This is a genomic window from Nonomuraea sp. NPDC050383 (assembly GCF_044459125.1).
GTDB lineage: Bacteria > Actinomycetota > Actinomycetes > Streptosporangiales > Streptosporangiaceae > Nonomuraea.
On sequence record NZ_JBITIP010000005.1, the window covers coordinates 410,636 to 437,107 of the forward strand.

At 68.9% G+C, this 26,472-nt stretch carries 29 protein-coding genes and 1 tRNA gene; 12 read left to right on the forward strand and 18 right to left on the reverse strand.

Features of this window, described 5'->3' with window-relative positions; all coding sequences use genetic code 11:
- Window positions 1-90: 90 nt before the first annotated feature.
- Both ACIBG4_RS16045 and ACIBG4_RS16050 read right to left on the reverse strand, forming a co-directional pair.
- Window positions 91-975 (reverse strand): LysR family transcriptional regulator, encoded by an 885-nt coding sequence (locus ACIBG4_RS16045; RefSeq protein ID WP_397202402.1) that lies wholly within the window; start codon window positions 973-975, stop codon window positions 91-93.
- The gene (locus tag ACIBG4_RS16050; RefSeq protein ID WP_397202403.1) at window positions 972-1,667 is read right to left on the reverse strand and encodes a hypothetical protein; all 696 of its coding nucleotides are present in this window, start codon (window positions 1,665-1,667) and stop codon (window positions 972-974) included. Before ACIBG4_RS16050 ends, ACIBG4_RS16045 begins: the two co-directional genes overlap by 4 nt.
- Window positions 1,668-1,908: 241 nt before the next feature.
- Between ACIBG4_RS16050 and ACIBG4_RS16055 the strand changes: the two genes are divergently transcribed.
- Both ACIBG4_RS16055 and ACIBG4_RS16060 read left to right on the forward strand, forming a co-directional pair.
- Window positions 1,909-2,808, forward strand: coding sequence for a tyrosine-type recombinase/integrase (locus ACIBG4_RS16055; RefSeq protein WP_397202404.1), 900 nt, complete (start codon window positions 1,909-1,911; stop codon window positions 2,806-2,808).
- 302 nt (window positions 2,809-3,110) lie between these two features.
- Complete coding sequence (locus ACIBG4_RS16060) at window positions 3,111-4,259, forward strand: hypothetical protein (RefSeq protein ID WP_397202405.1); 1,149 nt, start codon at window positions 3,111-3,113, stop codon at window positions 4,257-4,259.
- Between the two features lie 621 nt (window positions 4,260-4,880).
- On the opposite strand, the gene ACIBG4_RS16065 is transcribed toward ACIBG4_RS16060, so the two are convergent.
- Entirely contained in the window at window positions 4,881-5,186 is a 306-nt protein-coding gene (locus ACIBG4_RS16065; protein WP_397202406.1) for a hypothetical protein, read from the reverse strand.
- A gap of 324 nt (window positions 5,187-5,510) precedes the next feature.
- On the reverse strand, window positions 5,511-5,873 hold the full coding sequence (locus ACIBG4_RS16070; RefSeq protein ID WP_397202407.1) for a hypothetical protein: 363 nt from the start codon (window positions 5,871-5,873) through the stop codon (window positions 5,511-5,513).
- A 115-nt stretch (window positions 5,874-5,988) separates the two neighbouring features.
- Here ACIBG4_RS16070 and ACIBG4_RS16075 point away from each other — a divergent pair, with 115 nt between their 5' ends.
- The 5 genes from ACIBG4_RS16075 (at window position 5,989) to ACIBG4_RS16095 (ending at window position 9,344) form a co-directional block, all read left to right on the forward strand.
- Window positions 5,989-6,261, forward strand: a complete 273-nt coding sequence (locus tag ACIBG4_RS16075; RefSeq protein WP_397202408.1) for a tyrosine-type recombinase/integrase — start codon at window positions 5,989-5,991, stop codon at window positions 6,259-6,261.
- Between the two features lie 388 nt (window positions 6,262-6,649).
- A complete protein-coding gene (locus ACIBG4_RS16080) occupies window positions 6,650-7,117 on the forward strand; it encodes a DUF1348 family protein (protein WP_397202409.1) in 468 nt (155 codons plus the stop codon).
- Entirely contained in the window at window positions 7,117-7,683 is a 567-nt protein-coding gene (locus ACIBG4_RS16085; RefSeq protein ID WP_397202410.1) for a TetR/AcrR family transcriptional regulator, read from the forward strand. Before ACIBG4_RS16080 ends, ACIBG4_RS16085 begins: the two co-directional genes overlap by 1 nt.
- Before the next feature lie 199 nt (window positions 7,684-7,882).
- Window positions 7,883-8,296: a hypothetical protein gene (locus ACIBG4_RS16090; RefSeq protein ID WP_397202411.1), complete on the forward strand. Its 414-nt coding sequence runs from the start codon at window positions 7,883-7,885 to the stop codon at window positions 8,294-8,296.
- A gap of 88 nt (window positions 8,297-8,384) precedes the next feature.
- Entirely contained in the window at window positions 8,385-9,344 is a 960-nt protein-coding gene (locus ACIBG4_RS16095) for a phosphotransferase family protein (RefSeq protein ID WP_397202412.1), read from the forward strand.
- Window positions 9,345-9,789: 445 nt separating this feature from the next.
- On the opposite strand, the gene ACIBG4_RS16100 is transcribed toward ACIBG4_RS16095, so the two are convergent.
- The 4 genes from ACIBG4_RS16100 to ACIBG4_RS16115 form a co-directional block, all read right to left on the reverse strand.
- Entirely contained in the window at window positions 9,790-10,731 is a 942-nt protein-coding gene (locus ACIBG4_RS16100; RefSeq protein WP_397202413.1) for a tyrosine-type recombinase/integrase, read from the reverse strand.
- 522 nt (window positions 10,732-11,253) lie between these two features.
- Window positions 11,254-12,360, reverse strand: a complete 1,107-nt coding sequence (locus tag ACIBG4_RS16105) for a hypothetical protein (RefSeq protein WP_397202414.1) — start codon at window positions 12,358-12,360, stop codon at window positions 11,254-11,256.
- Between the two features lie 305 nt (window positions 12,361-12,665).
- Window positions 12,666-13,103, reverse strand: a complete 438-nt coding sequence (locus ACIBG4_RS16110; protein WP_397202415.1) for a hypothetical protein — start codon at window positions 13,101-13,103, stop codon at window positions 12,666-12,668.
- A 554-nt stretch (window positions 13,104-13,657) separates the two neighbouring features.
- Window positions 13,658-14,281, reverse strand: coding sequence for a LysE family translocator (locus ACIBG4_RS16115; RefSeq protein ID WP_310717422.1), 624 nt, complete (start codon window positions 14,279-14,281; stop codon window positions 13,658-13,660).
- 109 nt (window positions 14,282-14,390) lie between these two features.
- Between ACIBG4_RS16115 and ACIBG4_RS16120 the strand changes: the two genes are divergently transcribed.
- A complete protein-coding gene (locus ACIBG4_RS16120) occupies window positions 14,391-15,365 on the forward strand; it encodes a LysR family transcriptional regulator (RefSeq protein WP_397202416.1) in 975 nt (324 codons plus the stop codon).
- On the opposite strand, the gene ACIBG4_RS16125 is transcribed toward ACIBG4_RS16120, so the two are convergent.
- The 3 genes from ACIBG4_RS16125 to ACIBG4_RS16135 all read right to left on the reverse strand — a co-directional run bounded on the left by ACIBG4_RS16125 (window position 15,348) and on the right by ACIBG4_RS16135 (window position 16,810).
- Window positions 15,348-15,740 (reverse strand): DUF4158 domain-containing protein, encoded by a 393-nt coding sequence (locus ACIBG4_RS16125; protein ID WP_397202417.1) that lies wholly within the window; start codon window positions 15,738-15,740, stop codon window positions 15,348-15,350. The genes ACIBG4_RS16120 and ACIBG4_RS16125 overlap by 18 nt on opposite strands.
- Before the next feature lie 99 nt (window positions 15,741-15,839).
- Complete coding sequence (locus tag ACIBG4_RS16130) at window positions 15,840-16,364, reverse strand: hypothetical protein (protein ID WP_397202418.1); 525 nt, start codon at window positions 16,362-16,364, stop codon at window positions 15,840-15,842.
- A 299-nt stretch (window positions 16,365-16,663) separates the two neighbouring features.
- Entirely contained in the window at window positions 16,664-16,810 is a 147-nt protein-coding gene (locus ACIBG4_RS16135) for a hypothetical protein (protein ID WP_310717431.1), read from the reverse strand.
- 577 nt (window positions 16,811-17,387) lie between these two features.
- On the opposite strand from ACIBG4_RS16135, the gene ACIBG4_RS16140 reads away from it, so the two are divergent.
- Window positions 17,388-17,975, forward strand: a complete 588-nt coding sequence (locus tag ACIBG4_RS16140) for a hypothetical protein (RefSeq protein WP_397202419.1) — start codon at window positions 17,388-17,390, stop codon at window positions 17,973-17,975.
- Between the two features lie 74 nt (window positions 17,976-18,049).
- On the opposite strand, the gene ACIBG4_RS16145 is transcribed toward ACIBG4_RS16140, so the two are convergent.
- Both ACIBG4_RS16145 and ACIBG4_RS16150 read right to left on the reverse strand, forming a co-directional pair.
- Window positions 18,050-19,363 carry an FtsX-like permease family protein gene (locus tag ACIBG4_RS16145; RefSeq protein WP_397202420.1) on the reverse strand — a complete coding sequence of 438 codons (1,314 nt, stop codon included), beginning with the start codon at window positions 19,361-19,363 and terminating at the stop codon, window positions 18,050-18,052.
- Window positions 19,360-20,085 carry an ABC transporter ATP-binding protein gene (locus ACIBG4_RS16150; RefSeq protein ID WP_397202421.1) on the reverse strand — a complete coding sequence of 242 codons (726 nt, stop codon included), beginning with the start codon at window positions 20,083-20,085 and terminating at the stop codon, window positions 19,360-19,362. The genes ACIBG4_RS16145 and ACIBG4_RS16150 overlap by 4 nt, the downstream gene beginning before the upstream one ends.
- A gap of 740 nt (window positions 20,086-20,825) precedes the next feature.
- Here ACIBG4_RS16150 and ACIBG4_RS16155 point away from each other — a divergent pair.
- The 3 genes from ACIBG4_RS16155 (at window position 20,826) to ACIBG4_RS16165 (ending at window position 23,709) form a co-directional block, all read left to right on the forward strand.
- Window positions 20,826-21,317: a hypothetical protein gene (locus ACIBG4_RS16155; protein WP_397202422.1), complete on the forward strand. Its 492-nt coding sequence runs from the start codon at window positions 20,826-20,828 to the stop codon at window positions 21,315-21,317.
- Between the two features lie 242 nt (window positions 21,318-21,559).
- Complete coding sequence (locus ACIBG4_RS16160; protein WP_397202423.1) at window positions 21,560-21,922, forward strand: hypothetical protein; 363 nt, start codon at window positions 21,560-21,562, stop codon at window positions 21,920-21,922.
- The gene (locus tag ACIBG4_RS16165; RefSeq protein ID WP_397202424.1) at window positions 21,919-23,709 is read left to right on the forward strand and encodes a hypothetical protein; all 1,791 of its coding nucleotides are present in this window, start codon (window positions 21,919-21,921) and stop codon (window positions 23,707-23,709) included. Before ACIBG4_RS16160 ends, ACIBG4_RS16165 begins: the two co-directional genes overlap by 4 nt.
- A 247-nt stretch (window positions 23,710-23,956) precedes the next feature.
- On the opposite strand, the gene ACIBG4_RS16170 is transcribed toward ACIBG4_RS16165, so the two are convergent.
- The 5 genes from ACIBG4_RS16170 to moaC all read right to left on the reverse strand — a co-directional run bounded on the left by ACIBG4_RS16170 (window position 23,957) and on the right by moaC (window position 26,452).
- Window positions 23,957-24,030 (reverse strand) — tRNA-Ala (locus ACIBG4_RS16170).
- A gap of 56 nt (window positions 24,031-24,086) precedes the next feature.
- Window positions 24,087-24,692: a hypothetical protein gene (locus ACIBG4_RS16175; RefSeq protein ID WP_397202425.1), complete on the reverse strand. Its 606-nt coding sequence runs from the start codon at window positions 24,690-24,692 to the stop codon at window positions 24,087-24,089.
- A gap of 124 nt (window positions 24,693-24,816) precedes the next feature.
- The gene (locus ACIBG4_RS16180; protein ID WP_397202426.1) at window positions 24,817-25,470 is read right to left on the reverse strand and encodes a GNAT family N-acetyltransferase; all 654 of its coding nucleotides are present in this window, start codon (window positions 25,468-25,470) and stop codon (window positions 24,817-24,819) included.
- Between the two features lie 32 nt (window positions 25,471-25,502).
- A complete protein-coding gene (locus tag ACIBG4_RS16185) occupies window positions 25,503-25,985 on the reverse strand; it encodes a molybdenum cofactor biosynthesis protein B (RefSeq protein ID WP_397202427.1) in 483 nt (160 codons plus the stop codon).
- The gene (moaC, locus tag ACIBG4_RS16190; RefSeq protein WP_357633793.1) at window positions 25,982-26,452 is read right to left on the reverse strand and encodes a cyclic pyranopterin monophosphate synthase MoaC; all 471 of its coding nucleotides are present in this window, start codon (window positions 26,450-26,452) and stop codon (window positions 25,982-25,984) included. Before moaC ends, ACIBG4_RS16185 begins: the two co-directional genes overlap by 4 nt.
- Window positions 26,453-26,472 lie beyond the last annotated feature (20 nt).

Here is a 26,472-nt window from a genome sequence, read left to right on the forward strand (position 1 = left end):
GCCGCTCCCCGTCGAGCTGTGCGTACGCCGCGCCGACCTGCGCAGACCGCTGGGGGCGGCGCTGTGGAGCCTGACCGACCGCTCGTGAGTTCACAGGGACGCCGCATGGTGGGCGGTGGCCAGTTCGGCGAAGGCGGTGGCTGTGGGGAGCGGGTCCGCGGGCAAGGCGAGGAGGATGATCCGCTCGGCGGCGGGCTCCAGCGGGATCGCGTGCACGCCGGCGTGGTGGGCGGGCAGCGACAGTTCGGGGACGATGCTCAGCCCGAGCCCTTCGGCGACCATGGCGAGGATGCTGTTGGTATCGCGCACTCGGTAGTGACACTTCAGGCTCGCACCAGCCGCCCGCGCGATCGCCGTGATCAGCGGCTCGCACCCGCCCGTGGACATGATGAAAGGGTGCCGCGCCAGCTCGGCCACCGGCAACGAATGGCGGACGCTCAACTCGTGGCCGCTGGGCAGGACGGCCAACATGCGGTCGGCGGCGAGCGGCCGCGCCACCGACCAGGCCGGAAGCGGGGCCTCGTCGACCGCAGCCGACACGGTGGCGATGTCCGCCGCCCCGGTCTCGAGCCACTCCAGGACCTCATTGTCCGAGCCCTCCATCACCGTGAGCCGCACCCGCGGATGCGCTTCGGCGAACCGGCGCAGGATGGGCGGCAGCAGCCGGGCGTTGGCGCTGGGGATGACGCCGACGCGTAGGCTGCCGCGCTCCTGCCCGCGGATCGCGGCCACCTCCTGCTCCAGCGCCTCCGCCTGGGTGAGGATGAGCGTGGCGCGGCGGCACACGGCCCGCCCCGCCGCTGTCAAGCTCACCCCCTGGTTGCCTCGTACCAGCAGCGCCACCCCGAGCTCGCTCTCCAGCGCGCGCAACGCGTGACTGACGGCGGACTGGGTGGTGGCCAGTTCCTCCGCGGCCCTGGTCATGTTGCCGGTTCGCGCGACCGCCTGCAGGATCCTGAGCTGGGTGAACGTCATAGCGCCGCACGCAGCAGGTCGACCACCAAGGGATGTGGTGCCTCGGGACGCGAGCGGGCCTGCGGCACGAACAGCGTGGCCACGTAGTACGGGTGCCCGGGGATCTCCAGCACCCGGGCCTCGCCGTCGCCGTCCACGCCAGTGACCAGGAAGCCGCCGTCGTGCAGGATTCCCTGTCGGCCGGGGTCGAGGCCGAAATTGCAGTAGTACTCCTCCTCGACCTCGGTCCGCCCATACAACGTGGCCACCCGGGAACCGGAAACCAGGGTCACGGGCATGGTCTTGCCCGCCAGCGAGCACGTCAGCTCCGACACGAACAGGGTCGAGGCGTACGGGTCGTATTCGGCGTGCTGGGCGTCCTCATAGCCGAGCACGTGGCGGGCGTATTCGATGACCATGTGCTGGCAGCCGCCGCACGTTCCCAGGGTGGGGACGCCGTGCTCGCGGCCGTGCCGGAGCGCGGCCAGAGCGCCGAGCAGGCTGCGGTACGGGCTGCCGGGCGCGCACCACAACACGTCGGCGGCCTTGACCTCGGCCAGATTGGACTCGAGCGGTTCGGTGGCGAGCCAGCGGACGTCCACCCCGATACCGAGGTGCGCGGCGGCGTGGCGCAGCGCGTCGTCGGTGGCCAGGTGCAGAGGAAACGCGGGGTCGCGGTCGCCAATGACCGCGACGCGCAGGGATCGGTCCATGGCCCTCACTATGCGACGGCCCGGTCATGAGCGCCAATGTCGGACCACGCTCCCGCCATGAGCGATCACTCATGTCAGATCAGTTGGCGCAGGTCGGCGGCGGTGAGCAGGTAAGCCGGGGCGACGACGGCGGCATCCGCGGTCAGGAGTGCGGTCCGCACCCGCTGATCTCGGCGCTGGGCGGCGGGCCGGTGGACATCTTCGCCAGCAGCGGCACCAGATCCGCCAGTGATCACCAAGGGTGCCCGGACCACGCGGGACGTACGTCGACCCTCACGCGAGCAAGACCACGTTCGGCCCCTACGCGGACACCTGGCTCAAATCCCGCAACCACGAGTTGACCACGGCCGCCCAGGACGCGTCGATCATGGGAAACCATGTCCTGGCCCGCTGGCGCGACGTGCCTCATGGAAAGATCGACCACTCAGCCGTTCAGGCATGGATCACCGACCTCGGCAAGCGGCTCTCGCCGGCCACGGTGATCGAATGCCACCGCCTCCTGTCCGGCGTCATGAAGTCCGCCGTCCGCGATCGGCTCATCGGGGCCAACCCGTGCGAGGGCGTTCGCCTCCCAAAGCGACGCCGCCAGGACGACGACGACCGGATCATCACCCGCGAACAGTTCACTGCGCTCCTCCGCCACGTTCCCGACCGGTATCGCGCGGTCGTCGCCTTGGCGGCCGGCGCCGACCTGCGGTGGGGTGAATGCGCGGGCCAGCGCTGGGATGCCGTCGACCTCGACGCGGGCACGGTTCGCGTGCTCCGCGTCGCTGCGGAGGTCAACGGGCACGTCAGCATCAAGCCATATCCGAAGTCGAGAGCCGGTCGCCGTGAGGTTCCACTTCCCCGCTCCGCCGTCGACCTGCTCACCGCACACCGGGACGCCTTCCGGGCCGGCCTCCTCGGCTCAGTGGTGCCACCGGGCAGCGATTTCGTCGGCACCTGGCTCGTCTCCGAAGGCGTCCCGGTCAACGACGTCGCCGGACTGATCGGCCGCGAGCAGATCTCCACCACGCTCAACCGCTACACACACGCGTCACGCGACCGCAACAACAGAGCTCGTGCCGTGTTCGCTGACTTTTCGCTGACTCCGGCCTCGGAGCCTTCACCGGAGGCGCCAGCCCCTGACCTCGATACCTGACCACCCACACCTAGGCTGACCAGCAAAAAAGCCCAATCCTGAGATCAGGATCGGGCTTTTGATCTTGTGGGGCGTTCACGAGTGTGGTCGAGCAGCGACGACGACACCCTGGCGAAGATCGCTTCCCACGATGGTCGTGATCGTTTCCCAGCCGAGCGTTGGTGACCGCGCCACGGGGCGATCGCTTCGTGCTGACCGCCGACCTCCCCGTCTGAGCACCGTCGTCGCCACCGTCACGTGCGCGCTGCGGAGGCGCCGGAAATGCCACATCATGTCTGAGCGTCTGCGAGACTCCGGAAACCATGAAGATCTTGTGGATCGTCTGCGTCCTCGTCCTGGCGGGCTGCACGGCAGCCCCAGCGGGCACCGTGCCGAAGGCGCCGTCGGCGAGCACGACCCCTGCCGCGTCGCCCTCAGAGAGCGGCCTCGACGACAAGGAGAACGAGGATGCCTCTGACGACAGCGCCACCACGGTGCTCGACGTGGCGGTGGCGGGCCCGGACGCGGCCTGGGCGGTCGGCTATGCCGTGACAGCGGAGGACGAGCCGTTCAACGGCGTGCTCCTGCGGATGGACCGCGACGGATGGCGCGTCGACCAGCGCCTGTCCGAGCGATTCCCCGACGCGATCGACTCCATCGTGTCGGGCGTGGACGCCGACGGACCGGACGAGGTCTGGGCAGTCGGCGACATCGGCGACCTCGACGAGGACTTCGAGGACGTGCGGCTCCCCTTCGCGCTGCGCTGGGACGGCCGGCGTTGGAAGACGTTCAGACCCGCTCAGCTCCCCAAGGTCGGCGCGCTGGCCGACGTCGCCGTGGACGGTTCGCGGGCGTTCCTGATCGGCCGGCGCGGGGAGGGCGAGACGTCCGTCCCTGTCCTCGTGACCTGGAACGGCAGGCGTTTCGGCATTCAGGAAGACCCGCGCGGAGGCAGATTCCACGCCGTGGACGCAGGAGCCGGGCAGGTATGGATCGCGGGCAGTTCGTCCAGCGGGCGATGCGCTGATTCTCGCCCGGCGATCTGGCACAGTGCGACTCCCGGCAGCGCGCCGGTGGAGATGCGGCTGCCCGCACTGGGCCATGGCACACTGCGGCACATCTGGCAGCACCGGCCGTCGGACGTGTGGGCCGTGGGTGAGCGCAGCACCTCGGGGGACTGTGACGAGTACGACACAGGCAAACCGCTGATCCTGCACTGGAACGGAAGCTCCTGGACGCAGATCGAGCCCCCCAGGTGGAAGGGCTCGCTGTACGGCGTCGCCGCCGTCGGCGAGGACGACGTGTGGGCGGTGGGCTACGAACAGGACGTGACAAGCGAAGTCACGTTGCTGCACTACGACGGGCGGCAGTGGAAGCGCAAGGCCGGGTACACCGAAGGCGGCCCGAACGTCTCTGGCCTCGCCCGGGTCGACGCCAACCTGCTGCTGGCCGCCGGGGGACCACTGAGCTGACCGTTCTCTCCGAGCCCGCCCTTTCCTCAACGCGCTTGGCATTCCAGGGGCCACCGCGCGGTTTTACGCCGAGTGAGGCGAGTTCGCGGTCAACGGCAGGATCAAGGGACACGATCTTGATCTCGGCGACCCCAAGAACCGGCTCGCCCACGGCCGCGTCGCCCAGACCATCCTGGTCGCGCTGCTCGTCGCTGTCGCCAACGACCACTTCCTCGACCAGTGGCGCCACATCCATGAGCCCCCAGACGAGCCCGTCACACTCGCCGACACGCCGCAGACTCCAGCCCAGCCCCTCGACGGCACACCACCCGCAGGCCAGAGCAGGCCACCACCCGCCCCATAAGCCGCAAAACCCGCCACCCTGCCGCAGCGCCCCGCTCACCGTCGGCTTCGCCATGCCCAACGGCCGGATCTCGCTCCCCCACCAGCGGCCTGACACGGGGCCCTGGTCATATCCGGCCGGGAATTCTCGCTAAGCCTTCGAGCGTCGGCACGCGGGGCCATGGAGGACATCGGGATCATGGCAGGAGAACGCCGAGCGAGCACGCACTGGCCAGGCTCATCACCAAGCACGGATGGACCATCCGCTACTACGAACCTCGCTGACCTGCACCTTCTTGCTTAGCGGGAATTTCCGGCTGGATATGACCAGGACCCCAGATCCACGCCCACGCGGCCGAGCCGCCCACCACCGCAGGCGGCCGAGGCCCGGCCGTCTCCCGCGCCTCGCTCCAAGCCGACCTGCTGGCCGCCGACGCCCGCAACGCCCGCCTCGCCACACAGGTCCGCCAACTGGAGAAACGCCTCAGCGAGGCCCTCGGCGAGCAGGTCTGCCGCCAGGCCGGGATCGGCGGAGGCGACGACATCGACCAGCTCAAAGCCCGCATCACCACCCTGGAACAGCGCAACGTCGATATGCAGCTCCAACTCGCCGACCGCGACGACGAACTGGAAGCAGCCCGCGCGAACTCATGGCCCAACTCAACCGTGGCCGCGACACGCCTACCAGCTAAAACAGCAGGTCGATGGTTATCTGGGGTTCTCAAGCGAACATGCTGGTCAGCCGCATGGAGGTCTGTCAGGCACGTCAGGCATGTAAACCCCAAAGCGCCGAGCATGGCCCGGCCCGGCGCGAAGGTACGAGGCGTGAAGAAGCGGTTGACCAGCGAACCAAGATCCACTCAGGGTGAGTTCTGCATGTTTCGAGGGCCTATCAAGGACGTCAGCGTCCAGTGGGTTCGGGAGGGTAGTTCAGCCGACGGAGCCGCTAAGGCTACTGGTGCCGCCACCGCTTGATCCTGAGCCTGCGGTCTGAGTGATGAACTGCCCGTCAACGTAGGCAACGGCACTCACCGAGCCGGCGCCCAGGTGCCGTATGGAAAGGCTCCAGGTGTCCTCACCCTGTCCGGCGAGGGTGATGTCCTTCCTCCAGGGAGGCCTCACCTGGGGCTCGGTCGTGGAGCGGCCGTTAATGACGTACGTGATGGCGAAACTTCCTTCGCCCGTGACATCGAAGGTGAGCGTGTGCGGATCGTCAGAGGAGCAGGCGGCGGCGATCAGCACAGTGGCGTTGAGCGCCGCCAGCGAGCGTGTCCATCTGCCTGATGCGATCATCCGATAACTAAACCACAGCAGAACCCATGATCTAAGGCGGTCACGTCCCCCTCTGGGGCCGTGCTCGGCGGGCTCGGTGTGCTGCGCGGCGGCGGTGGCCTGCAGCCAGGAGCAGTTGCCAGCGCGGCGGCCGCCTGACCGACCGCGCCGCCCGCGACATCATCACCGGCCTCGGCGAAGCCTGCGGATCAACGACGACCCCACCGAACCCTTCGACCCGCACGTCCTGCGCCACACCTTCGCCACCCAGCTCATCCGCGACGGCAAAGACCCCGTCCTGGTCGCCGAGCTCCTTGGCCACGGCTCTCTGGACACCACCCGCAGGTACGCCTTGCCCACCGAGGCCGACAAGGCCGCCGCCCTGGACGCGCTCATCACCGATCATTAACGAAGCCGGAAGTGACCATCGAGAAGAAGATCAACCCGATTTGGGGCTCCTGACAAGGTTCTTACCGGCACCCCATGAAGGGCCGACGCCGCGTGCACGCACCGCGTCGGGTGACAGCTACGCCACCGTGGTGCACGGCCCTCTCGTCGAGGTCGCTTCACCGTCTTCGCGGGCTCTGACCTGCCCGAACACGGCCTTGACACCCTGCAGGTGGGCGAAACTCTCGGCGCGGGCAGCGGTAGCGACTTCGAGCGCGAGGCGAAATTCGCGCAATCTGCGAAATCCGGTGTTGACGGCCCCACAAACCGTCTGTACTGTTAGGTACACACCAAACCGCACGGTACACACTGAACCAAGCGGTACACACCTTCTCTCGAAAGGCGCCATAATGTCTCGTCCTCCCCTTCCCCCGTTCACTGAGGCCACCGCGATCCAGAAAGTCCGCGCCGCCGAAGACGCGTGGAACACTCGTGACCCCGAGCGCATCTCCCTCGCGTACAGCGAGGACAGCTGGTGGCGTAACCGCTCGACCTTCGTGCAGGGCCGCGCCGCCATCGTCGACTTCCTCGCCGGCAAGTGGGACCGGGAACTCGACTACCGCCTCATCAAGGAACTATGGGCGTACACCGGCGACGTGATCGCCGTGCGCTTCGCCTACGAGTACCATGACGCTGCCGGCCAGTGGTTCCGCGCCTACGGCAACGAGAACTGGCACTTCGACAAGGACGGCCTGATGACCCACCGCCACGCGAGTATCAACGACGTCGCCATTGATGAGTCCGAGCGCAAGTTCTTCTGGGACGCATCCGGCCCCCGCCCGGCGGACCACCCCGGCCTGAGCGAACTCGGACTGTAATGGCACGAACCGTCCTCGACCGCTCGGACGTCGTCCGCGCCCTCGCCAGCGTCTTCCGCAAGCGAGGTTTTGAAGGCGGCTCCCTGTCGGTCATTCAGCAGGAGACCGGCATTGGCCGCGGCAGCCTGTACCACTTCTTCCCCGAAGGGAAGACAGACATGGCCGCTGCCGTCCTCGAGCAGGTAAGTGAGTGGTTCGAGGAACGGATCTTCACCCCCCTGCGCACTGCCCACGACGCCGCCGAGGCGATCGAAGCAATGTCGCAGGAGGTGGCGCAGTACTTCACCTCGCGCGAGCGCGTGTGCCTGTTCGCCGCGATGACCTTGGGTGAAGAAAAGGACACGTTCGCCGACGCGGTGCGGACCTACTTCACCGACTGGGTCGACGCCCTCGCGGTAGCGCTGCGCACCGGCGGTCTCTCACATCAGGAAGCGGCAGACCGCGCGCTGGACGCAGTCGCGGCAATACAGGGCGGGCTGATCTTGGCCCGCGCATACGGCGACGACGCGACGTTCCTCGGAATCGTCGCCCGCACCGAGCAGCGCCTGCTCGGTCCCACTCGCTGAGCGGACACTCCAAACGGGCGTCAGTCTGGCGACCGGTCCGGTCCGCCCCCACGTCACAGCGCCCGCATGCGGCCTCTACCTCCGACCGGCCGGCACACCTCGCTGTTGCCGTCCTACCGGCGCAGCTCACCGTCGCGGCGACGCTGTCGAGACGCCATGCGTGCCGCCGAACCCCGGCGGCACAGACAAGGAGTAAGACATGCCGTTCGTCACCACGCAAGATGGCACCGAGATTCCGGTTCTTCTTGGGATCCGGGCTGAGTTCGGTCAACTTGGCCTACGTGAAAGAAGAGATCATCATCCTCTGACCTGCTGGAAGGGTCCGACAACCCTAGATAACGATGGTGACCAGGTTGAACACCTCGCTCAGGCAGCCGGGAAGCTGGCCCTCGACCTGCACGCGGAAGACCTCGCCCTGCCCACCCAGCAGACTGGCTGGAAATCCGGGCCGATCGCCGGCTACGCCGCGGCCGCGCTGCCCCTGCTCGCTCAGGCCCGCGCCGTCCTGGCCGCGGCCGTCGCCGCCGATCGGGCGGCTGGCGCCACCTGGGACGAGATCGGCGCAGTTCTGGAGGTCAGCCCTGACACCGCCGCCCGCCGCTACCGCACCTGACGGCGAGCTGGCACCTCATCGAGCGGCGCTCACGCACTGATCGAGAAAGCCTTGGCGCGTGCAGCCGTCGGGATGGTGAGATGGCACGGTGATCAACTACGACGAGGCGGCAGTCCGACCGTTGACACTGGCCTGGGTGAGCCGGCACCTGGAGGTCGGCGAACGGATCGTCAGGACCGAGGTGCTGCACGGCGGCATCACGGCCGAGATGCGGAGGCTGACCATCGGCACGCAGGACGGAGACACGCGTGACCTGGTGCTGCGGAGTTTCGTCGACCCGTTCAGGGTGAGGGGCGCTGAGGGCGGGCTGAACGGGGAGGCCGGAGCTCTGACCCTGTTGGCGGGGACCGGCGTGTCGGCTCCTGAGCTGGTCGCGGTTGATCCGACCGCCGCGCATTGCGAGTATCCATCGCTCTTGATGACACATCTGGCAGGCCGGACGGTCCTCGACGATGAGGGAGTGGAGACGCGCGTTCCTCTGCTGGCTCGTCAACTCGTGGCCATCCATGCGCTGCGGCCCGCCGAGCGGCCCCGGAAGTATGTGACGCTGACGACCGCCGACACCGTCGTGGTTCCGAAGGGCGCCGACGCGGCGGCATGGGCCGCGGCGATCGACGTGATCCGCAAGCCCGCGCCGCCCTATGAAGGGCGATTCCTGCACCGAGACTTCCAGCCCGGCAACGTGTTGTTCGATGTGCCGCCCTCAACGCCGGCGGGCGCCCGGATCACCGGCGTCGTCGACTGGGCAGGGGCCTGTTGGGGTCCGGCGGATCTCGATGTGGCGCACTGCTCCACCAACCTCGCGCTGCTGCACGGACCGGCGTGGGGTCTGCGGTTCGCTGAGGTGTATGAGGAAGCCGGCGGGGTGCTGGCTGCGACCACGAGCGAGCGGCTGTACTGGCAGGTGCGGGACGGGCTGGCCTGCTCAGAAGAAGTGCAGCTAGTGTCGCAGCCCTGGCGTGAGGCGGGGAGGACAGAGCTGACGACGCGATCCGTGGAGGAGCGGCTGGACGCCTATGTCATCGCCCTGATGGACGCGCTGGGCTGAGCCCTGGCGGTCCGGGTGCAGCCCAACCCCATCGGAGGTTCGAAAACAACCTCTTACCGAGCGGGAACTGGAGCGGGCCCGCGCCCAGTCGGGCGCCGCTCAGACCGCGAGCAGTTGGTGCTCCCTGCGCGGGCCGACCTGGACGGGGAGCGGTGCCTTGCTGCCCGACGGGGCGCCGTGGAGGCGATCACCCCACTGCCACGGCGGGGTCTGGCTGCACCACCGGGACTTGGGCTCGTCGATCCGGCTCGCCAACGCCGAGCAGTGCGCTGGCTACCCCTCTACCCGAGGCCGCTGAAGTACGCCGAGCTGCGCGTCGCGGCCGGTCTTCGAGGAGGCTGAGTGCAGGAATTAGCGATAGTGACCTGGGGCTTCTTCGCCTGTTAGGGATCCGTGACGTCATGGCCGGGGACCTCTACCGCTCCGGCGAGCCGCCCCGGGTTGATCAGTGGGTACGGCGGCGGGATGCCAGGACCTCGGTGACCTTGGCGATGGCCTCAGCGCCGGGCTTGACGTACCGCATGGCGGTCCGAGGGTTCTTGTGCCGGGTCTTGCCCATGATGAGCTGCAGGGGGACCTCGGTCTCGCCGAGATGGGTGGCGGCGCTGTGGCGCAGCTGGTGCAGATCGAGGCCGGCGTACTTCTCCAGCAGGACGCGGGCGCGGTCGTAGCCCAGGCGGGCGCGGCCGGTGTGCGGGCAGATGTCGGCGGCCGCCGGGCGGCGGGCGGGGACGGGGCGGCGTTCGGACAGGAACAGCGGGCCGCGCGTGCGCGTGCTGCCGTCCGGAAGCCGGAGCAGGCGGGGCAGCAGGTGGGCGGTGCCGCTGTCCCAGTACACCCACTCGATCGCGCCGCCCTTGGAGTGGACGGGGGCACGCCGGTGCTCCGGGTCGAGGTCCTCGACGTTCAGCGCCAGGATCTCCGCGGCGCGGGCCGCGGTTTCGTAGAGCATCCGCCGGAGCGTCTTCTCGCGCAGCGGGATGTCGCGGCGCGAGAGCAGCCGGTGGATGGTGGTCTTGGCCACCGCGCGGGTCTCGTCGGCTCTCTCCTTGCGACGCTCGGCCTCAGCCGGGACGGACGGCGCGGCCCAGTGCTTCTTGGTCTGGCACCAGACCAGCCAGGAGGTGACGGCGGCGCGGTTGCGGTTCCAGGTCGCCGGCGCGCTCGCCCCCCACAGCTCGGCGAGCGCCTGGCCGACCTCGACGTTGGCGACCTCCGCCAGTGGCCGGTCACGCCCGAGCAGGGCGATCGTGCGGTCAATGGCCGAGGCGTAGGCGCGGTGGGTGTTCGGGTTCGCCGTACGCGCCGTGGCGAGGAAGGCGTCGGCGGCCGCGGCAAGGGTGATGTGCTCGCCGCGCAGTGCGGCGATCTTGGGTGCGGTGCTCATGCCGGCCGCCGCGCGACGGCTGTGGCGATGTACCGGATAACGTGCCGGAGTCGCGCACCGCCCCAGCGGACAGTTCTCCTGGTCGCCGTGCCGCCGTGATCGCTCATGTACGTGAAATTAGCCATTATCACGTACATGGCGCGTGGTGTGGCGGGTTCGGTCTGGGCCGGTGGGAAGCCTTCCATCCCGGCGGGTTCGCGATGATGCCTGGCGGGCCGCGGTCGTCTGCGGTGGCGACGCGGCCTGCCGCTGCTCAGAGATTGACGGGCGCGGTCTGGCTGACGACGGCGTCTCGCAGGGCCAGCCGGACACCGCCCAGCGAGCCTGTTATCTGCCCTCAGTCGAAGGTGCGGAGCAGTCCAGTGTCGTCAGCGGTCAGCTCCATGAATGGTGTGCCGGCCGGGCATACGCGGCTCAGCCCAGACGACGGTCGGAGCGTGCCGGGGCCTACCAGCCCCCCGGACAGCCCTTGCTCTGGGGAGCAGGACGGCGGGGCGTGGTCCGGGGCGAGGGCGCCCGGGATCAGGCGATGGTGAGCGGCCCGTTGACCAGGTACGCCGCCAGCGGACCGGTCATCCGGGACCGTGCCGGCGGCTGCAAGGCCAGCCCGTTGGTGAAGGTGGCCAGGTGGCTAACCTCGTCGGAGGCCGTGGAGTCGAGGTCGCCGAGCAGTTCAACCGCACGCGGGACCACCCGGGAGAGGGTGTCCTGCACGTGGTACCGGACGTAGAGCGAGTCGGCGAGCGTCGACTCGTCGGCGCCGCCGTCGTCGATCCGGCGGGCGACTCCCTCCGCGGCCGACATCGCGCCCTCGGTCTCCACCAGCAGTTGGACCCGCTCGGACTCGGGCACTCGGTTGTCGAGCAGCGCCCGCTCGACCAGGGCGCTGGCGGCCCCGAGGTGGCTGCCGGTCATCAGCAGCTGGTACCAGGCGAAGCCCGCGGTCAGCAGTGCGTCCAGTTGCCCGTCGAGGGCCGAGGTGCGCACCAGCAGCTCTGGCGCCAACTCGACGTTGTCGAGGGTGACCCGCTTGCTCTCCGCCTCTGCCCCGCTGACGCTCATACCCTCGCTGTCCGCGGGCACCAGCGCCAGCGCCGGTTCCTCGCCCGGGCCGTCCTCGCGGGGGACCATGACACCAGCCATGAGCAGGTCCATCGACCGGGCCAGACTGCGCAGGCGCGTCATCCCGCTGATCCGCACCCCTTCGTCCTCCTCCGTGGCTGTCATCGAGGGGGAGAGGACTCCCGCGCCGGGGCGGTCCTCGGCGAAGCCGAACGCCACGAGGCGGTTGTCGGAGGCCACACCCTCGACAAGCATCGACAACATGCCCTTGTTGGGGATCAGAGCGGCCAGGGTTGCTGTCGAGAAGTGGTGCAGGGTGGTGGCCACGGCCAGCGACGGTGCCCTGCTGCCCAGTGCGCGCTGCACCCGCAGGGCGTCCAGGGCGGTGGCTCCCCGCCCCTGGTAGGCGGTCGGCGCCAGCAGCCCGGGGCCGCCGCTGTCGCGGAAGAGCTCGATGCCGGGGCCGCTCGGGTCCTCCAGCTCCATGAGGGGTACCTTCCGCAGGCTCTCGTCCAGCCCCGGCAGCAGCTGCGCCACAGTGGCGCGTTCCCGCTCCAGAAAACGCATGTCCTCTCCCCACTTCCCCCTGCGACAACCACCCGGCCGGTGGCCCAGACCGGCTCACAGCGCCCGGGTGGCGCGCAGCTACACCGCCCCAGGGCCGGGCCGGCTACGCTTCCGGCTCATCCCGCCAACGGACGAAAACACACCGTAGCGAGACGAACACGAACACAACAGGCTAACAAGATCACAGCTTTCCCGATCGCCTACCGGCAGGTCGCGCCCGAACTGGTGTCGAGGTCCTGGTCGACGTCGCCCAGGAGCGCGGCCGGTGGCGGCACCCGATGCGATACCGGCGGCTGCGCCTGGACCTAATCCATCTGGTAGGTCGCTGTGACCACGACCACATCCTCGTCTACTTCACGTGACCTCATCGTGATCCGACAGAAGGCGAGTTTGTCGCCGCCTTCGGTCACCTTGGCCTTGATGATGACGTCACCCTCATGGTCGAACATCCCTGCCTGAATCGTCGTTACCTGCTGTACCGTCCATATCGACTGATAAAAGTCGCCTTCGCTTCTAAACCGATCCCAGGCGACTGCGAGCCGACCGGCGACGTCGGCGGCTGCCGTGATCACCTGGGCGGACAGCGCCACCCCTGTCTGATACACGGCGTCGGACCAGGGGAGCGCGAGCGTGACGAGCGAGTCATAGTCATCGTTCCCGCTCTCCACCTTCAGTCCCAGTTGCTGGGTCCAGGCGGGGGCGATCGTCTCGACGATGAAGTCATACAGATCATTTAGGTCCATACGCCCAGTATGCGCATAGATCGACGGGCGCGCCTGGAGTCGGCCGACGCGACGTTAAGGGAGGGACCGGCATCCTCCCCGGCGACCCAACCGCGAGTCGCTCACGGGGGAGCGATGCAGAAGATCTAGGGGTGCGGCCGGAATACCGCGGAAACGTACCGCGCCGAGCCATGACCGGACAGAAGCGTGGCTCTGTCCGGTCCACCGAACGACATCTCCGCAGGTCGGCGCGTCGGTAGCCACGCGGCCCGCAATCCGGCTCCAGGCTGGGCGCGGTCATCCACAGCCGAAACCCCAGCCCTCGGCCCCACCTGCGACCTGCGGATTCGACTGACCGCGGCCCGTTTCTGCCGTATTCGGGTGGCACCCCCTGTCGGGCCATCGCGCACAGACGCCTCGGCCGGTGGAGCGGTACTTCCGGGGCAAGCCACCGTGAACGGGCTCGCGAGGAGGGAGTCGGCCTCGTGCCTGGTTGAGGCGGCGGATGCGTTCCGTCCTTAGCGTAGCTACCCGTCAGTAGAGTCCCGGAGTTCCAAGAAGTACCGGCCCGGCCCTCAGACACCTGCTACCACCGCGGCGCCCAGCCCCAGCAGAACGACGCCGGTGGTCACGCTGAGTCCCCGCAGGACGGTCGGCTGCGATACCAGGGCGCGCCCTCGGCTGACGGCCCAGGTGAGCAACATGTACCAGGAGGCGCTGACGAGCGCCCACAGGGCTCCCAGGGCGACGGTTGACAGGAACACCGGGCCTTTCGCGGTCACGAACTGGGGCAGCACCGCGACGGCGAACACGCCCGCCTTGGGGTTGCCGAGGTTGGTGATCAGGCCGGTGAGATATCCGCCCGCGAAGCCCGTGCTGCGCCCGCCCTCGCGGGGCGGGCGGGTGGAGACGGTGGTGAGCGCGGTCCGTAGCGTCTTCACCCCGAGGATCATCAGCACGATGCCGCCTGCGATCCGGAGCACCGCGTACGCGGTGGGGCTGGCCAGCAGGACGGCGGACAGCCCGGCCGCGGCGGCCGTGGACCACAGCAGGAAGCCGCTGGCATTGCCCGCGAGCGTGCCTCGGAGCGTACGTTGGCCGCCTTCCAGAACCTGCCGGATCATCAGGGCTTGACTCGCGCCTGGCAGCATCGCCAGCAGCAAGGTGGTGGCGATGAAAACGGGCACATGCGTGGGCATGGGAAAAGAACCCCTTCCGGGGATTGCGGCGATGGGTGTACCACCAGTCTTCCTGTCTCGCGCCCCTAAGAGAAGTTAAAAGAGAACGGTGCAGCGTTAGGATTAGTGAATGGTGGTGGATCCGGGACAGCTGCGGCTTCTCGCGTTGATCGAGCGGCACGGCTCCCTGGCGGCGGCGGCTCACGCACTCCAACTCACGCCCGCGGCGGTCACCCAGCAGGTGGTAAAGGCCGAGCGTGACTGGCAGGTGCCCCTGGTCATCCGTGGTCCTCGCGGAGCAACGCTCACCGCGGCCGGTGCGCTGCTCGCCTCCCACGGTCGAACTGTGGAGGAGGCATCGGACAGGGCCGAGGCGGAACTGGCCGCACTGCTCGGCCACCTCTCGCTCCGTCTGCGGATTGGGACGTTCCAGGCGGCTGCCCTGCACCTGCTGCCACCGACCCTGACGACTCTGCGACACCGCCATCCGGACGCCGACGTCTCCGTCATAGACGTGGTGTCCGGACGCGGAGTGGACGAGATCAGCGCGGGGCGCCTGGACGTGGCCATCGTCGCGTCCTGGGGCACGCCGCTCGCGCTGCCCCCACACGTACGGGCCCACCCGCTCCTGCTGGACCCGATGGTCGTGGTTCTCCCCGATGACCATCCGCTGGCCACCGGGCAGCCCGCGGACACCGAACTTCACCTGGAACAACTGCGCGACGAATCGTGGGTTTCCATCCTGGCCGGCCATGCCGCCCGCGAACAGTTCAACGACGCTGCCCGCGAGGCCGGCTTCACTCCCACCGCGCGGTTCGAGACCGAGTCCTACGACGTCGCCCAGGCCCTCGTCGGCACAGGCATCGCAGTGGCCCTGGTCTCGCGCCTGGCCCTGACCCATGCGCCTGGCACCACCCATCGCGAACTGGCCCACCCCAGGCCCTACCGCCAGCTCTACGCCGTGACCAAAACCGACGCCAGCCTCACACCACTCGCAGACATGCTCATCGACCTCCTACGTGATGTCGCCCGCGACATCACCGCCACCTGGGAGGCTCCCCTGCAAGAAGACCAACGCTCATCGAACTCACCGCACGGAGCCTGAAAGCCCCCGGTTCTGAATCGACACCGCCTGGTCCGGAGCGGCCGGCCCCGCTCCGACCGACCATCGACGCCGGCGTCGGCCCCGCCGTAGCCGGAGCCCCAGCCCGGCATCGACCTTCAACAGCAGATCCAGGTCCGAACGAACCTGCATGGTGAGCAGGTGCGCCAGCTTGTGCGAGGTCAACTCACCGGCGGCCTCCCGGGCCGCGCCGACCATCTTCGCCAACGTGATCGCCCCGGGCCGGATCACCTTCGCCGACATCAGATACTCGCGCGCCAGGTTGAACAACAACGTCGGCGAATCGTGCTCCATGGCCCGGTCGGTGAGGAACTGTTCCAGTTCTTTCATCTCCTGGCTGCCGGCGGCGGCGTTCATTCAGCCCAGGGCTACTGGGACCCCGTATAGGTGAGACGAACCACGGGATGCCTCACGATCAACGAGATGGCCGCCCCGAACGCTCAATCCCGCGAACCGTCACCCGGAAAAGCGCCCTCCCCACCGCTCGTGCGCGGACTGCTTGGCCATCCCGGCCGCCTCTCCGATTCGGGACCAGGACCGGCCATCCTCGCGGGCAGCGCGTACACCGCCAGCCAGGCGCGCCTCGGCGTCGCGTACAGCCTGGGCAGCCTCCCGAACGGCCACGATGCTGGGCCGGTCGAGGTGTGCGACCCACTCGGCGCGAATGCCGTCCTCCACCCCGGCTGGAGGGTCGCCGTACTGGTCGAGGTCCGGCCACCAGACTTTCCGGTCGGTGGTGTTCATCTCGTCGGCGGTGGCCACGCGCTCCCCGAGCGGGCCCTGCCAGCCGCAGTCGCAGTGTCCCCGCCATCCCACAGCGGTCCGGCCGTCCAGGACGTCGGCGGCGTACCCGACGCGCCCGCCCTGCCCCACCGTGGCGACCAAGGCACCGCCGTTCCGCGATCCCGACGACACACGGCCGTCCGGGGACACCGCGGCCGCCCAGCCCTCATGCAGTCCGTCTCCCTGGTCCCAACCCATGCGTCCCCTCCTTGATCGTCAGGATTCCCTGACGCTTCGATCGCCTGGTCCTCCGCTCGCTCGGTCGGCATCAGGTCCACCGTGACCGTGGTGCCGTAGACCCGCGCGGCCTCAAACAGCGCGGTGAGGACCCGGGCGGCGCGCTCGCCGTCCGAGCCGTTGAGCCGCGTCCGCCACGCCCAGGAGCCTTGATCCCAGGCCATGTACGGCTTGATGAGCTCGAGTTCGGGAGAGCTGATCGCCTACGCGACTCGGCCTGATCAGGCGTGGATCTCGACCGAGCTACCGGCTGCGGCGTCTCATTCTCTCCGGATCAGCAAGAAGGCCCCGAGGGCGATCAACACAATCCCCAGCAGGACCAGGGTCGCACCGATGCCGATCAGGATCGTCCCCAGGAGGACGAGGATCGTCCCAATGACGAGAAGAAAGATCGCGAGGACGGTCACGGCGGCCTCCTGTCACCCTTCCGCCCGACACCCTTCCCCTCTCCAGCGCAAACACTCTGCCCCCGACGACCCTCAACGGCGTCCTTCTCCCGAAGCTGTCCCCAGCCCCAAAATGGATCGATCAGCGCAGGTCACGAGAGTCTGTGCCAAGCGTCGCGGAGACCGTAGTTCGGCACCGGGTGGCGGTACTGAGCACGCGGCCGAGTTGGTGGGGGAGACAACGCCGATGCGCTGACCTGCGTCGATGCCGATCCGCTGATCGGACAGGATCAAGGTTCTGAGCGGTCGGCGCTAGTTGGCGGCTGGGGACGCCTTCAAGAGGAGGACGCCTTGCTCGACTGCCACCGCCGACCACGCTCAGACGTCCCTGAACGTCTGGCCTTGCACGACGCCGGCGAGCGCCGGGTGAAGTTGGCCACCCGCACTGTGCACGTCAGCGATGCCTAGGACACGCAATGGGTCACCGAGACGGAGCGCGCAACACACCAGGCGCACGACGCCCACTCATCGCGGAAGGGCACGGGCCGGGTAGAAATCCGGTCGAAGTCGCCGGGGATTGGCGGCGATGATGGCGGTCATGAAGTTCCGCAAGGACCCAGATCGCTCTTGTCGCGAGATCCTGGGCGAGCTGCACGACTCGCTGGATCGGCGCTACCGGCCGGAGGACGTCGCCGACCTGGTGTTACAGGCGCTGGAAGGGCGGCTGTCGAGGCGTGAGCGGGTGGTGCTGGGACGTGCGGCCAAGCACTCCTCGCGTAGGACGGAGTGGTTCTCCTCGATGTCCGCCGACTACGTCCGGCCGGTCGGCGGGGCGCGGCAGGTCGCGGCGGCCACCCGGATGTTCGAGCGGTCCGTCGAGGTCGACCCCGACGACCCGGGGTCGTTGCTGGAGTTCGCGGCCACCATGGGGGACGCGATCAGGTGGGCTCCGGACCGGACCGACTTCCTGGCCGACCGGCTCAACCGGCAGTCCCGCGACGCGGCGGGCATGGAGCTGTCGAAGCGGCAGTACAACCGCCGCTTCCGCATGCTGCGCAGGCTCGCCGCCAAGGCGGACACCCTGGGCCTCGAGCAGGACAAGCGGCGGCTGCTCATGGTGGGGTGTTCACGAATGGGCCTGGCCTGGGATGGAGGAGAGGCAAAGAAGATCGCTTCCCGGGATTGATGTGATCGCTTCCCGGACGCGGCTTCCACCTGCCTCATCCGCAGCCGTCCCAGCACGGCGTCAGGTCTGCGAAGTCAATCGGGCAGAAGGGCCCCGCGCCGTGCCCGGCGCGTGGCGGCCAGTCCTCCGGCCAAGCCGCTAACGGTGCAGACCAGCACCAGCCCGACGTACTGTGGCAGGGAATAGGCGAACCACGGCTCGCCGGTTGCGGCCTTGCCGAGCGTGGTGAGCGAGGCGGCAGCGATGCTCGTTCCGAGCAGCGTCCCGACACCTGTCACGATCAACGTCTCCCAGCACACTGCTCTCGCGAGCTGCCGCGGCTTGGTCCCCACCGTACGCAGCAACCGGATCTCTCCGGTCCGCTCGGCCATCGTCATGGCCGTCGCATTGAGCACCGAGATCACGGTGTAAACAACCGCCGACCCCACCAGCATCGGGGCAACCCACACCGCCGGACCTGTACGGGTAACACCCGCCGCCGCATCGGTGGTCGCTACGGCGAACAAAAATGTGCACGCCAGCGCCACGGTCAACATCACCGGAGACGCCGCCGACATCGCCCGGCGCGGCTGGGTGACCAGCGAGGACCTGGCCAGCATCCCAGCGCCCGGGTCGAGCCGGGCCGCCACGGCTCCGAGCAGCCACCCCATCCCCCGCAGCGCGACGGGGCCCAGCGCGGATGCGGCCACGCACAGTACCATCGTCGCCCCCAGCGCGGTCGGTGCCGCGTCCTTAGGCTTGACCTGCGACACGAGCCACAGCAGCACGGTGCCGCCGGCCAGCGCCGCCGCTCCGGTGACGGCCCTGGTCCAGGGCAGCAGCCGCCGCTGCGCCGCGCTGTCCCGTAGCACCTCCAGCGGGCCCACACCTACAGCTTTGCGCGCCGCGATCCGGGCCGCCAGCAGCGTCACCGCCAGCCCGACCACCAGCGCCACGATGAATGGCCCCGCCGTCACTTTCACCGGTACGCCTCCGGGTGCCAGTCCGGTCATCCGCATGAACGCCGCCATCATCACGGCGTACGGCACGGCCAGCACGCAGCCCGCCGCGCTCGCCAGCATGGCGACCACGAGCGCCTCCGCCGTGATGAGGCGGCTCACCTGCCGCGGCGTCATGCCGACCGACCGCAGCAGCGCCCAATTCCTGCGCTGCCGCAGCACGTGCAGGCTCAACATGCCCGCGACCACGAAGACCGACACGAACCCCGACACCACGGCCGACAACACCAGCAACCCCATGACGCCGTTCGACTCGTCACGTGTGGCCGCGCCGGCGACCACCAGGCCGCTACCGCCCACCAGCATCACGGCCAAGACCACCGCCGTGAACGAAGCGGCGAAGCCCATCCGATTGGTTCGTACGTTGTTCCAAGCCAGCACGAGTGTCACCGGCGGCCGCCCAGCCGCATGCCGATCGCGTCGACCGAAGGCCTGTCCAGGACGTCGACGATCTGCCCGTCGGTCAGGAACAGCACGCTGTCCGCCCGCGCCGCCGCCTCCGGATCGTGCGTGACCATGACCACCGTCTGGCCGAACGCGTCGACCGCCTCCCGCAGCAGCGTCAGCACCTCGCCCCCGGTGCTGCGGTCCAGCGCCCCCGTCGGCTCGTCGGCGAACAGCACCTCCGGCCTGCCGAGCAGGGCGCGAGCGATCGCCACCCGCTGCTGCTGGCCACCGGACAACTGCGCCGGGCGATGCCCCTCCCGCCCGGCCAGCCCGACCCGATGCAGCAACTCTCGCACGCGTGACGCGTCGGGCCGCCGCCTGGCCAGCCTGCTGGGCAGGATCACGTTCTGCCAGGCGGTCAGCGACGGTACCAGGTTGAACGCCTGGAAGATGACTCCGACCTGGTCGCGGCGCAGCACCGCTAGTTCCTTCTCCCTCAAGCGGGTGATGTCCTGCCCGGCGATGCGGACCACGCCCCAATCCGGCCGGTCCAGCCCCGAGGCACACTGCAGCAGCGTGCTCTTCCCCGACCCCGACGGGCCCATCACGGCGGTGAAACTGCCGCGTGGGAAGCCGACGCTGACCTGCCGGAGCGCGGTTACCTCGGTTGCACCCTTTCCATATGTCCTGGTCACTTCCTCAAGGAGAACCGCGTGATCATTCATGATCAGCAGCGTGCCGGAACGCGCGCACCCTAGCCATCCGGTATCTCCCCGATCGATCCCTTAGCCTGGCCGCACGCCTCCAGGGAGTCTGGGCACCACGACAATCAAGGGCGAGCAGGCGCCCAACGGCCGGATCTCGGTCCTCCACCAGCGGCCAGACACCACCCGGGCCTTTCCATACGCCCGTTCCGCAGTTCCCAAACCAGGACGAACCCGATTCGGAAATCCCTGAAACGACAAGATCCCGCCCGATCGCGATGATCGGACGGGATCCCGTCAACCTAAGTCACGCCTGTGGATGACCGTCACCGAGGATGACGAGGGCGAGGAATTTCCCAGCTACTCCCACATGCTGGTGCCACACCAGAGCTGGCGGTGGGGAGCCCTCGACTCGCTGCTGAGAGCAGCGGCTGATGACGTCATCGCCGGCGTCTTGATCGCCGACTTGCGGATGAGCCGCATCTACCACCCCTACGACGGCGGAGCGGACTGCGCTCTCCCAGACTCTGCAGCAAGGGATCGCCTCAAGGCAGCGCACAGAGAGTGGTTGTCGAGCCATCCAGCGGGTCTGTAGTCGCACAGCGAGAGCTGTACTCAGCGGTGGAAGGACCGATTGCAGAGGTGTCTCTTCACGCGAGCCGCAAAGCCATCTACAGTTACGATTTGCAGCCACTGTGTGACTCTTTGCAGTCACAGGCTTCCTGCGGGTTGCGCACGGCGCCAGTACGTGGAGGTCGGGCATGACGTTGGGCGAAGCATCGCTGCTGAAGCGGCTGGCTGCGGACGAGGAGTCCGTCCGCGGCCAGCTTGAGTCGTTGCGTGAGCAGGTGGCGGCTCTGGAAGAGCAACTGAGCGACCTGGCCACCGCCCGGAGGATAGTCGCGCCGATACTGGCCGAGCATTCCCAGCCTGAGCAGCCGCTTCCCGACGGAACGCCTGATGCCCCGACGCACGCCTCGTCGGCGGAAGCCACGACGACGCGGAAACCGGTCGCCGGGCTCGACAAGCAGGTCGTTGTGATCATGGCGAGTTCCGGGCGGACGATGCGCGCCAAGGAAGTGGCTCAAGCGCTGGGCGAGCCCGACGTGCGGGGGCGGGTGGAGACCACCCGGGCACGGCTCAAGCGGCTGACGGCGCTGGGCTGGCTGACCCAGCACGAGCCGGGCCTGTTCTCCATCGCCGCGGGCATCAACGGCCACGCGCTGGGGGGAGTCGCCAACGACGAGGCATAGAGCAACAGACACATCGCAGGTCAGGCGCTCAACGACGAACGTGGGCGCCGGGCCGGACGAACAGGGTGCCGCCGAGATTAGGCCCTCGGCGGCACCCGAGGTTGCGTGAGCACCCTCCAGGTTCTAACTGATAGTGCCTCGCGCACTCCCGAGAGTAACTCGAATGGGGTCTCTTGGGGAGGCGTCGAGCCTGGATTTCGCCTGCCCTGCGATCGGCAGGGCCGGGGCGGGAAGGAGCGACGATGCCTGTCCCCGGCACCGAGCGGTTGATCGTCTGCCGCGCCGCCTGGGAGGACGTCCTGGCCTATGCCGCCGACCAGCCGGGCGAGCGGTTCGTGTTCCGGCCCAGGCGCGCTGCCCGGCACGCCAAGAACCTGTTCAGCTCCTGGACGGCCCGCCACCAGCCCACCGGCGGCCTGCCCACGCTGTCGGTTCGCCGGCTGCGCTCCTCCTGGATCGTCGAACTGCTGAACGCGCGGATCGACTTGGGCGTGGTGGCCGCCGCGGCCGGGATGAGCACCTCCGCGCTGGCCCGCTACCAACACTTCGTCCCAGCCTTGGACGAGCCCACCGCGGTCGCGCTGCTGCGCGGCCGCGCCATGTGAGTACGGCGAAGCCACGCGCCTGGCCGCCGCGCACCACCCGAGCCCGAGCCACCCGTCCCCGGCCTCCTGCCAAGCAGACGGCACAGATCCCCGATGCGGTCGTCAGTCACTACGCCCGGCTGCTGGACGACTCCGGCATCATGCCGCTGATCGACACCGAACTCGGCCCGAGGCCCGGCCCGCTCGGGCTGCCCATCGCCGCGGTGCTGACCTGCCTGCTGCTGTCCATCAACCACACCGGCAAGGCCACTCTCGTCGAGGCCTGGCGGATCGCCGCGTTCTGCCTGACCGCCGCCGCACGCCACCGGCTCAGCCTGCCCGACATCAACCCCGCAGATGTCCACCAGGTGCTCGCCTCCTCCCGCCGCTTCTACCGGGCCTTTGACCGGCTGACCACCGTGCTGGATCCAGCCCGCCACGATCGGCGCGCCCGCCTGCCCCAACATCAGGTCGACACGCTGGCCACCGCCTGGGCGGATGACGACCCAGCACACTCGCACAAGCGGGAACTGCTGCAGGACATCGTCACCGCACTGGTGCTCACCCCGGTGCGCTGGGCCAAAGGCTGCGGCTACCTCCGTCACTTCCGCGGCGACGTCGGCATCGACACCACCGCCGCCCCGGTCTTCGCCCGCCCACCCCGCACGCGCCGCTCCACCGGAGAACTCCTCGCCTCCACCGAGATCACCGCGGGCTGGCACCACTCGGCCGGAAACGGCCCACCCGAGTACGGCTACAGCGCCACCCTCACCGTCGCCGCCCGCCCCGCCACCACCGTCGGCAGCCCGTTCCCACAACTGGCGCTCGGACTGGTCCTCGACACCCCACATAAACGTATCGGCGCCAACGCCATCACCACCCTCAAACCCCTGACCACCCTCGGGTTCCCCACCGCCTTCGCCGTCGTCGACCGCGCCTACACCGACCAGCAACCCGCCCACTTCGCCCAACCCGCACGCGAACTCGGCTACCGACTCGCCCTCGACTACAAAGTGGATCAACGGGGGGTGCAGGGCAGCGCCCACGGCGCCCTGCTCATCGACGGCTCCCTGGCCTGCCCGCTCATCCCCGACAGGCTCGCCCAGGCGACCACCGGCCTGGACGACGCCGCCATCCGCGCCCCGTCCGAAGAACTCACCGCGTTGATCAGCGCGCGGGAACCGTACTTGCTGCGCCTCAAGCAGAGCCCGAACACCAGCGGCACCGTCCGCTTCCAATGCCCGGCAGCAGGCACCTCCCCGTCGGTCACCTGCCCCCGCTTCGACCGCCTGCACCAGCGCGGGCCCAGCCGTCCCACCACGGTCGACCTGACCGACGCCCGGCAGCGAGCCGCTCACCCGGCGGCGAAACCCCGCGTCCTGCCCCCGAGCCCCGACCACAAGCCCGGCGAACTGCCGAAGATCTGCCGCCAGCAGACCGTCACTGTCAGCAAAGGCGACCTCGGCCATCTCGACAAATTCCGTCAGGATCTGCCCTACCTCAGTCCCGCCTGGATCGGGACCTACAAGTCCATCCGCGCCAACACCGAAGGCATCAACGGCCGACTCAAGGGACACGACCTCGACCTCGGCGATCCCAAGCACCGGCTCGCCCACGGCCGCGTCGCCCAGACCATCCTGGTCGCGCTGCTCGTCACCGTCGCCAACGACCACTTCCTCGACCAGTGGCGCCATATCCACCAGCCCCAAGATCAGCTCGTCACACTCGCCGACACTCCACCGACTCCAGCCCAGCCCTTCGACGGCACACCACCCGCAGGTCAGAGCAGGCCACCGCCCGCCCCATAAGCCGCAAAACCCGCCACCTTGTCGCAGCGCCTCGCCCACCGTCGGCCTCGCCATGCCCAACGGCCGGATCTCGGTCCTCCACCAGCGGCCTGACACCACCCGGGCCTTCCCAGACACCCGCTCCGCGGTCACCAAACCAGGACGAACCCGATTCGGAAACCCCTGAAACGACGAGATCCCGCCTGATCTCAATGATCAGACGGGATCCCGTCAACTTCAGTCCAGCCGTTTCAAGAACGGCCCCTTGTGGAGATGAGGGGATTCGAACCCCTGACCCCTTCGATGCGAACGAAGTGCGCTACCGGACTGCGCTACATCCCCAAGAACCTCGACCAGATTAGCAAACTCTCCGAGGTCCTCGCGCCATCCCCGCCCCCTCAGTCCCCCACCGCGCGCCGCGGCGGCTCCGCGTACTGGTCGAACAGGGCATCCTCCTGCCGGGCCGCCAGGTCGATGATCTCGGCGCGTTCCTGCTCCGCCGCCAGGCTCGCGGCGCGGCGCTGGTCGCGGAGGCGGCGGGCGCGTTCGGCGCGGGACTGGGCGGCGCGGTCGCGCCGTTCCCGGTCCACCTGTACGGCGATGCGCAGGAACCCCAGGTACGACAGCATGACGACCACCGAGGGCGCCACCCCCCACCACGGCATCATCCTGACCGAGGCCGTCACCACCGAGGCGACCACCAGCAGCCCGGTGAAGAAGAGCAGCCGGCGGCGCCGGGCGACGATGATGGCGCGGCGCCTGACGCGGAACTGGCGCGGGTCCACCCGTTCGCCCTCGACGGCACCCGGCGGCGGTGGTGGCGGCGTGAAAGCGCCTTCCTGGGCTTCCAGTCGCTCCAGGTCGGGCAGTTGGTGCTCGCCGGTGTAGTACTCTTCGAGCTCCGCCAGTTCGGCCAAGTTGGTCTTGTCGCGGCGCAGCCACATGGGCACGAGCACGCACAACCACATGACGACGATGGCGAGGTAGAGGAGGACGCTGCTCACGGCCACCTCCGGGCACGACGAAGACACCCGGGTGTTTTCGGCGTCTTCGATGTGCTCACGTCACGCACCGTAAGACCGCGTGTCACTGATTGACGAGCATTCGGTGCGGTGTGTCGCGAGATCGTCAAACCTCTTCTACCGGAGACCCGCCGTGGGAGGCCGACTCGCGAGCGCGTCGCCACTGCACCAGCAGGCCGCCGGGGACGTCCTCGACGGTCAGCGCGTAACAGATGTGGTCGCGCCAGGCTCCGTCGATGTGGAGCTGACGGCGACGAATGCCTTCTTCCCGGAATCCGAGCTTCTCAACCACCCGGCGGCTGGCCTGGTTCTCGGGGCGGATGTTGGCCTCCAGGCGGTGCAGGCCGGTGGTGAAGAAGCAGTGGTCGACGGCCATGGCCAGCGCCGTGGGTGTGATGTTGCGGCCGGCGAGGGCGCCGTCCACCCAGTAGCCCACCTGGGCGGAGCGGGCCGAGCCCCAGACGATGGCGCCGATGGTGAGCTGCCCGGCGAACCGGTCGCCGTACGTGATCACCCACGGTAGCGCCAGGCCCTGCCTGGCCTCGCGGCGCAGGGTGCCGACCATGGAGACGTACGGGCCGAGACCGGTCTTGAACAGCGGCGTCTCCGGGTTGCTCGGCTCCCAGGGACGCAGCCAGTCGGCGTTGCGCACTCTCGTATCGCGCCAGACGCGTACGTCGGCCAGCCGCAACGGCCTGAGACCCACGGGACCCTCTTCCAGGGTCGCCGGCCAGCCACGAAGTCGATCCACATCACTCATCATCCCCCCATCGGGGATGTCGCCGCCACGGCTCAGGCGGAGCGCTGGTGGTCGCCGCCGTTGACCTGCTCCACCGCGTGTCCGAGAACGGACACGAGTACCGCGACGCCGTCCCGTACGCCTCCCGTGGAGCCGGGGAGGTTGACGATCAGCGTGCGGCCGGCCTGGCCGGCGAGGCCGCGGGAGAGAATCGAGGTGGGAACTTTGTCGCGGTTCACCTGCCTGATCGCTTCGGCTATGCCGGGAATTTCCCGAGATATCACTCGGGCGGTCATCTCCGGCGTCAGGTCGGTAGGCGTCAGCCCCGTCCCCCCTGTCGTCACGATCACGTCGTACGCGGCCGCGACCCCGTCGCGCAGCGCCGCCTCCACGGGCTCGCCGTCCGGCACCACCATGGGCCCGTCCACGGAGCACCCGGCGTCCTCCAGAAGGGACACCAGCAGCGGCCCCGACCGGTCCTGGTACACCCCGGCGGAGGCCCGGTTCGACACCGTCACCACCAGCGCGCGGATCACGGCCGCGTCCAGTGCCCGGTCTTGCCGCCCGTCTTCTCCTCCACCCGCACGTCGCTGATCACCGCAGCGGGGTCCACCGCCTTGACCATGTCGATCAGCGCCAGCGCGGCCACCGACACGGCGGTCAGGGCCTCCATCTCCACGCCGGTACGGTCGGCCGTCTTCACCCGGCAGGTGATCGCGACGCCCTCGTCCTCGACGTCGAGCGTCACCTTCACACCATGCAGCGCGATCGGGTGGCAGAGCGGGATCAGGTCGGGTGTCCGTTTCGCGCCCATGATGCCGGCGATCCGGGCCACGCCCAGCGCGTCGCCCTTGGGCACCTCACCCGAGCGCAGCAACGCGACGGCCTCCGGCGACAGCAGCACCCGCCCGGTGGCGGTGGCCGTGCGCGCCCCGACGTCCTTGCCGGACACGTCCACCATGCGTGCCGCGCCCGTTTCGTCCAGGTGCGTGAACTCACTCACCGAAGGTTCACCTTCCGACA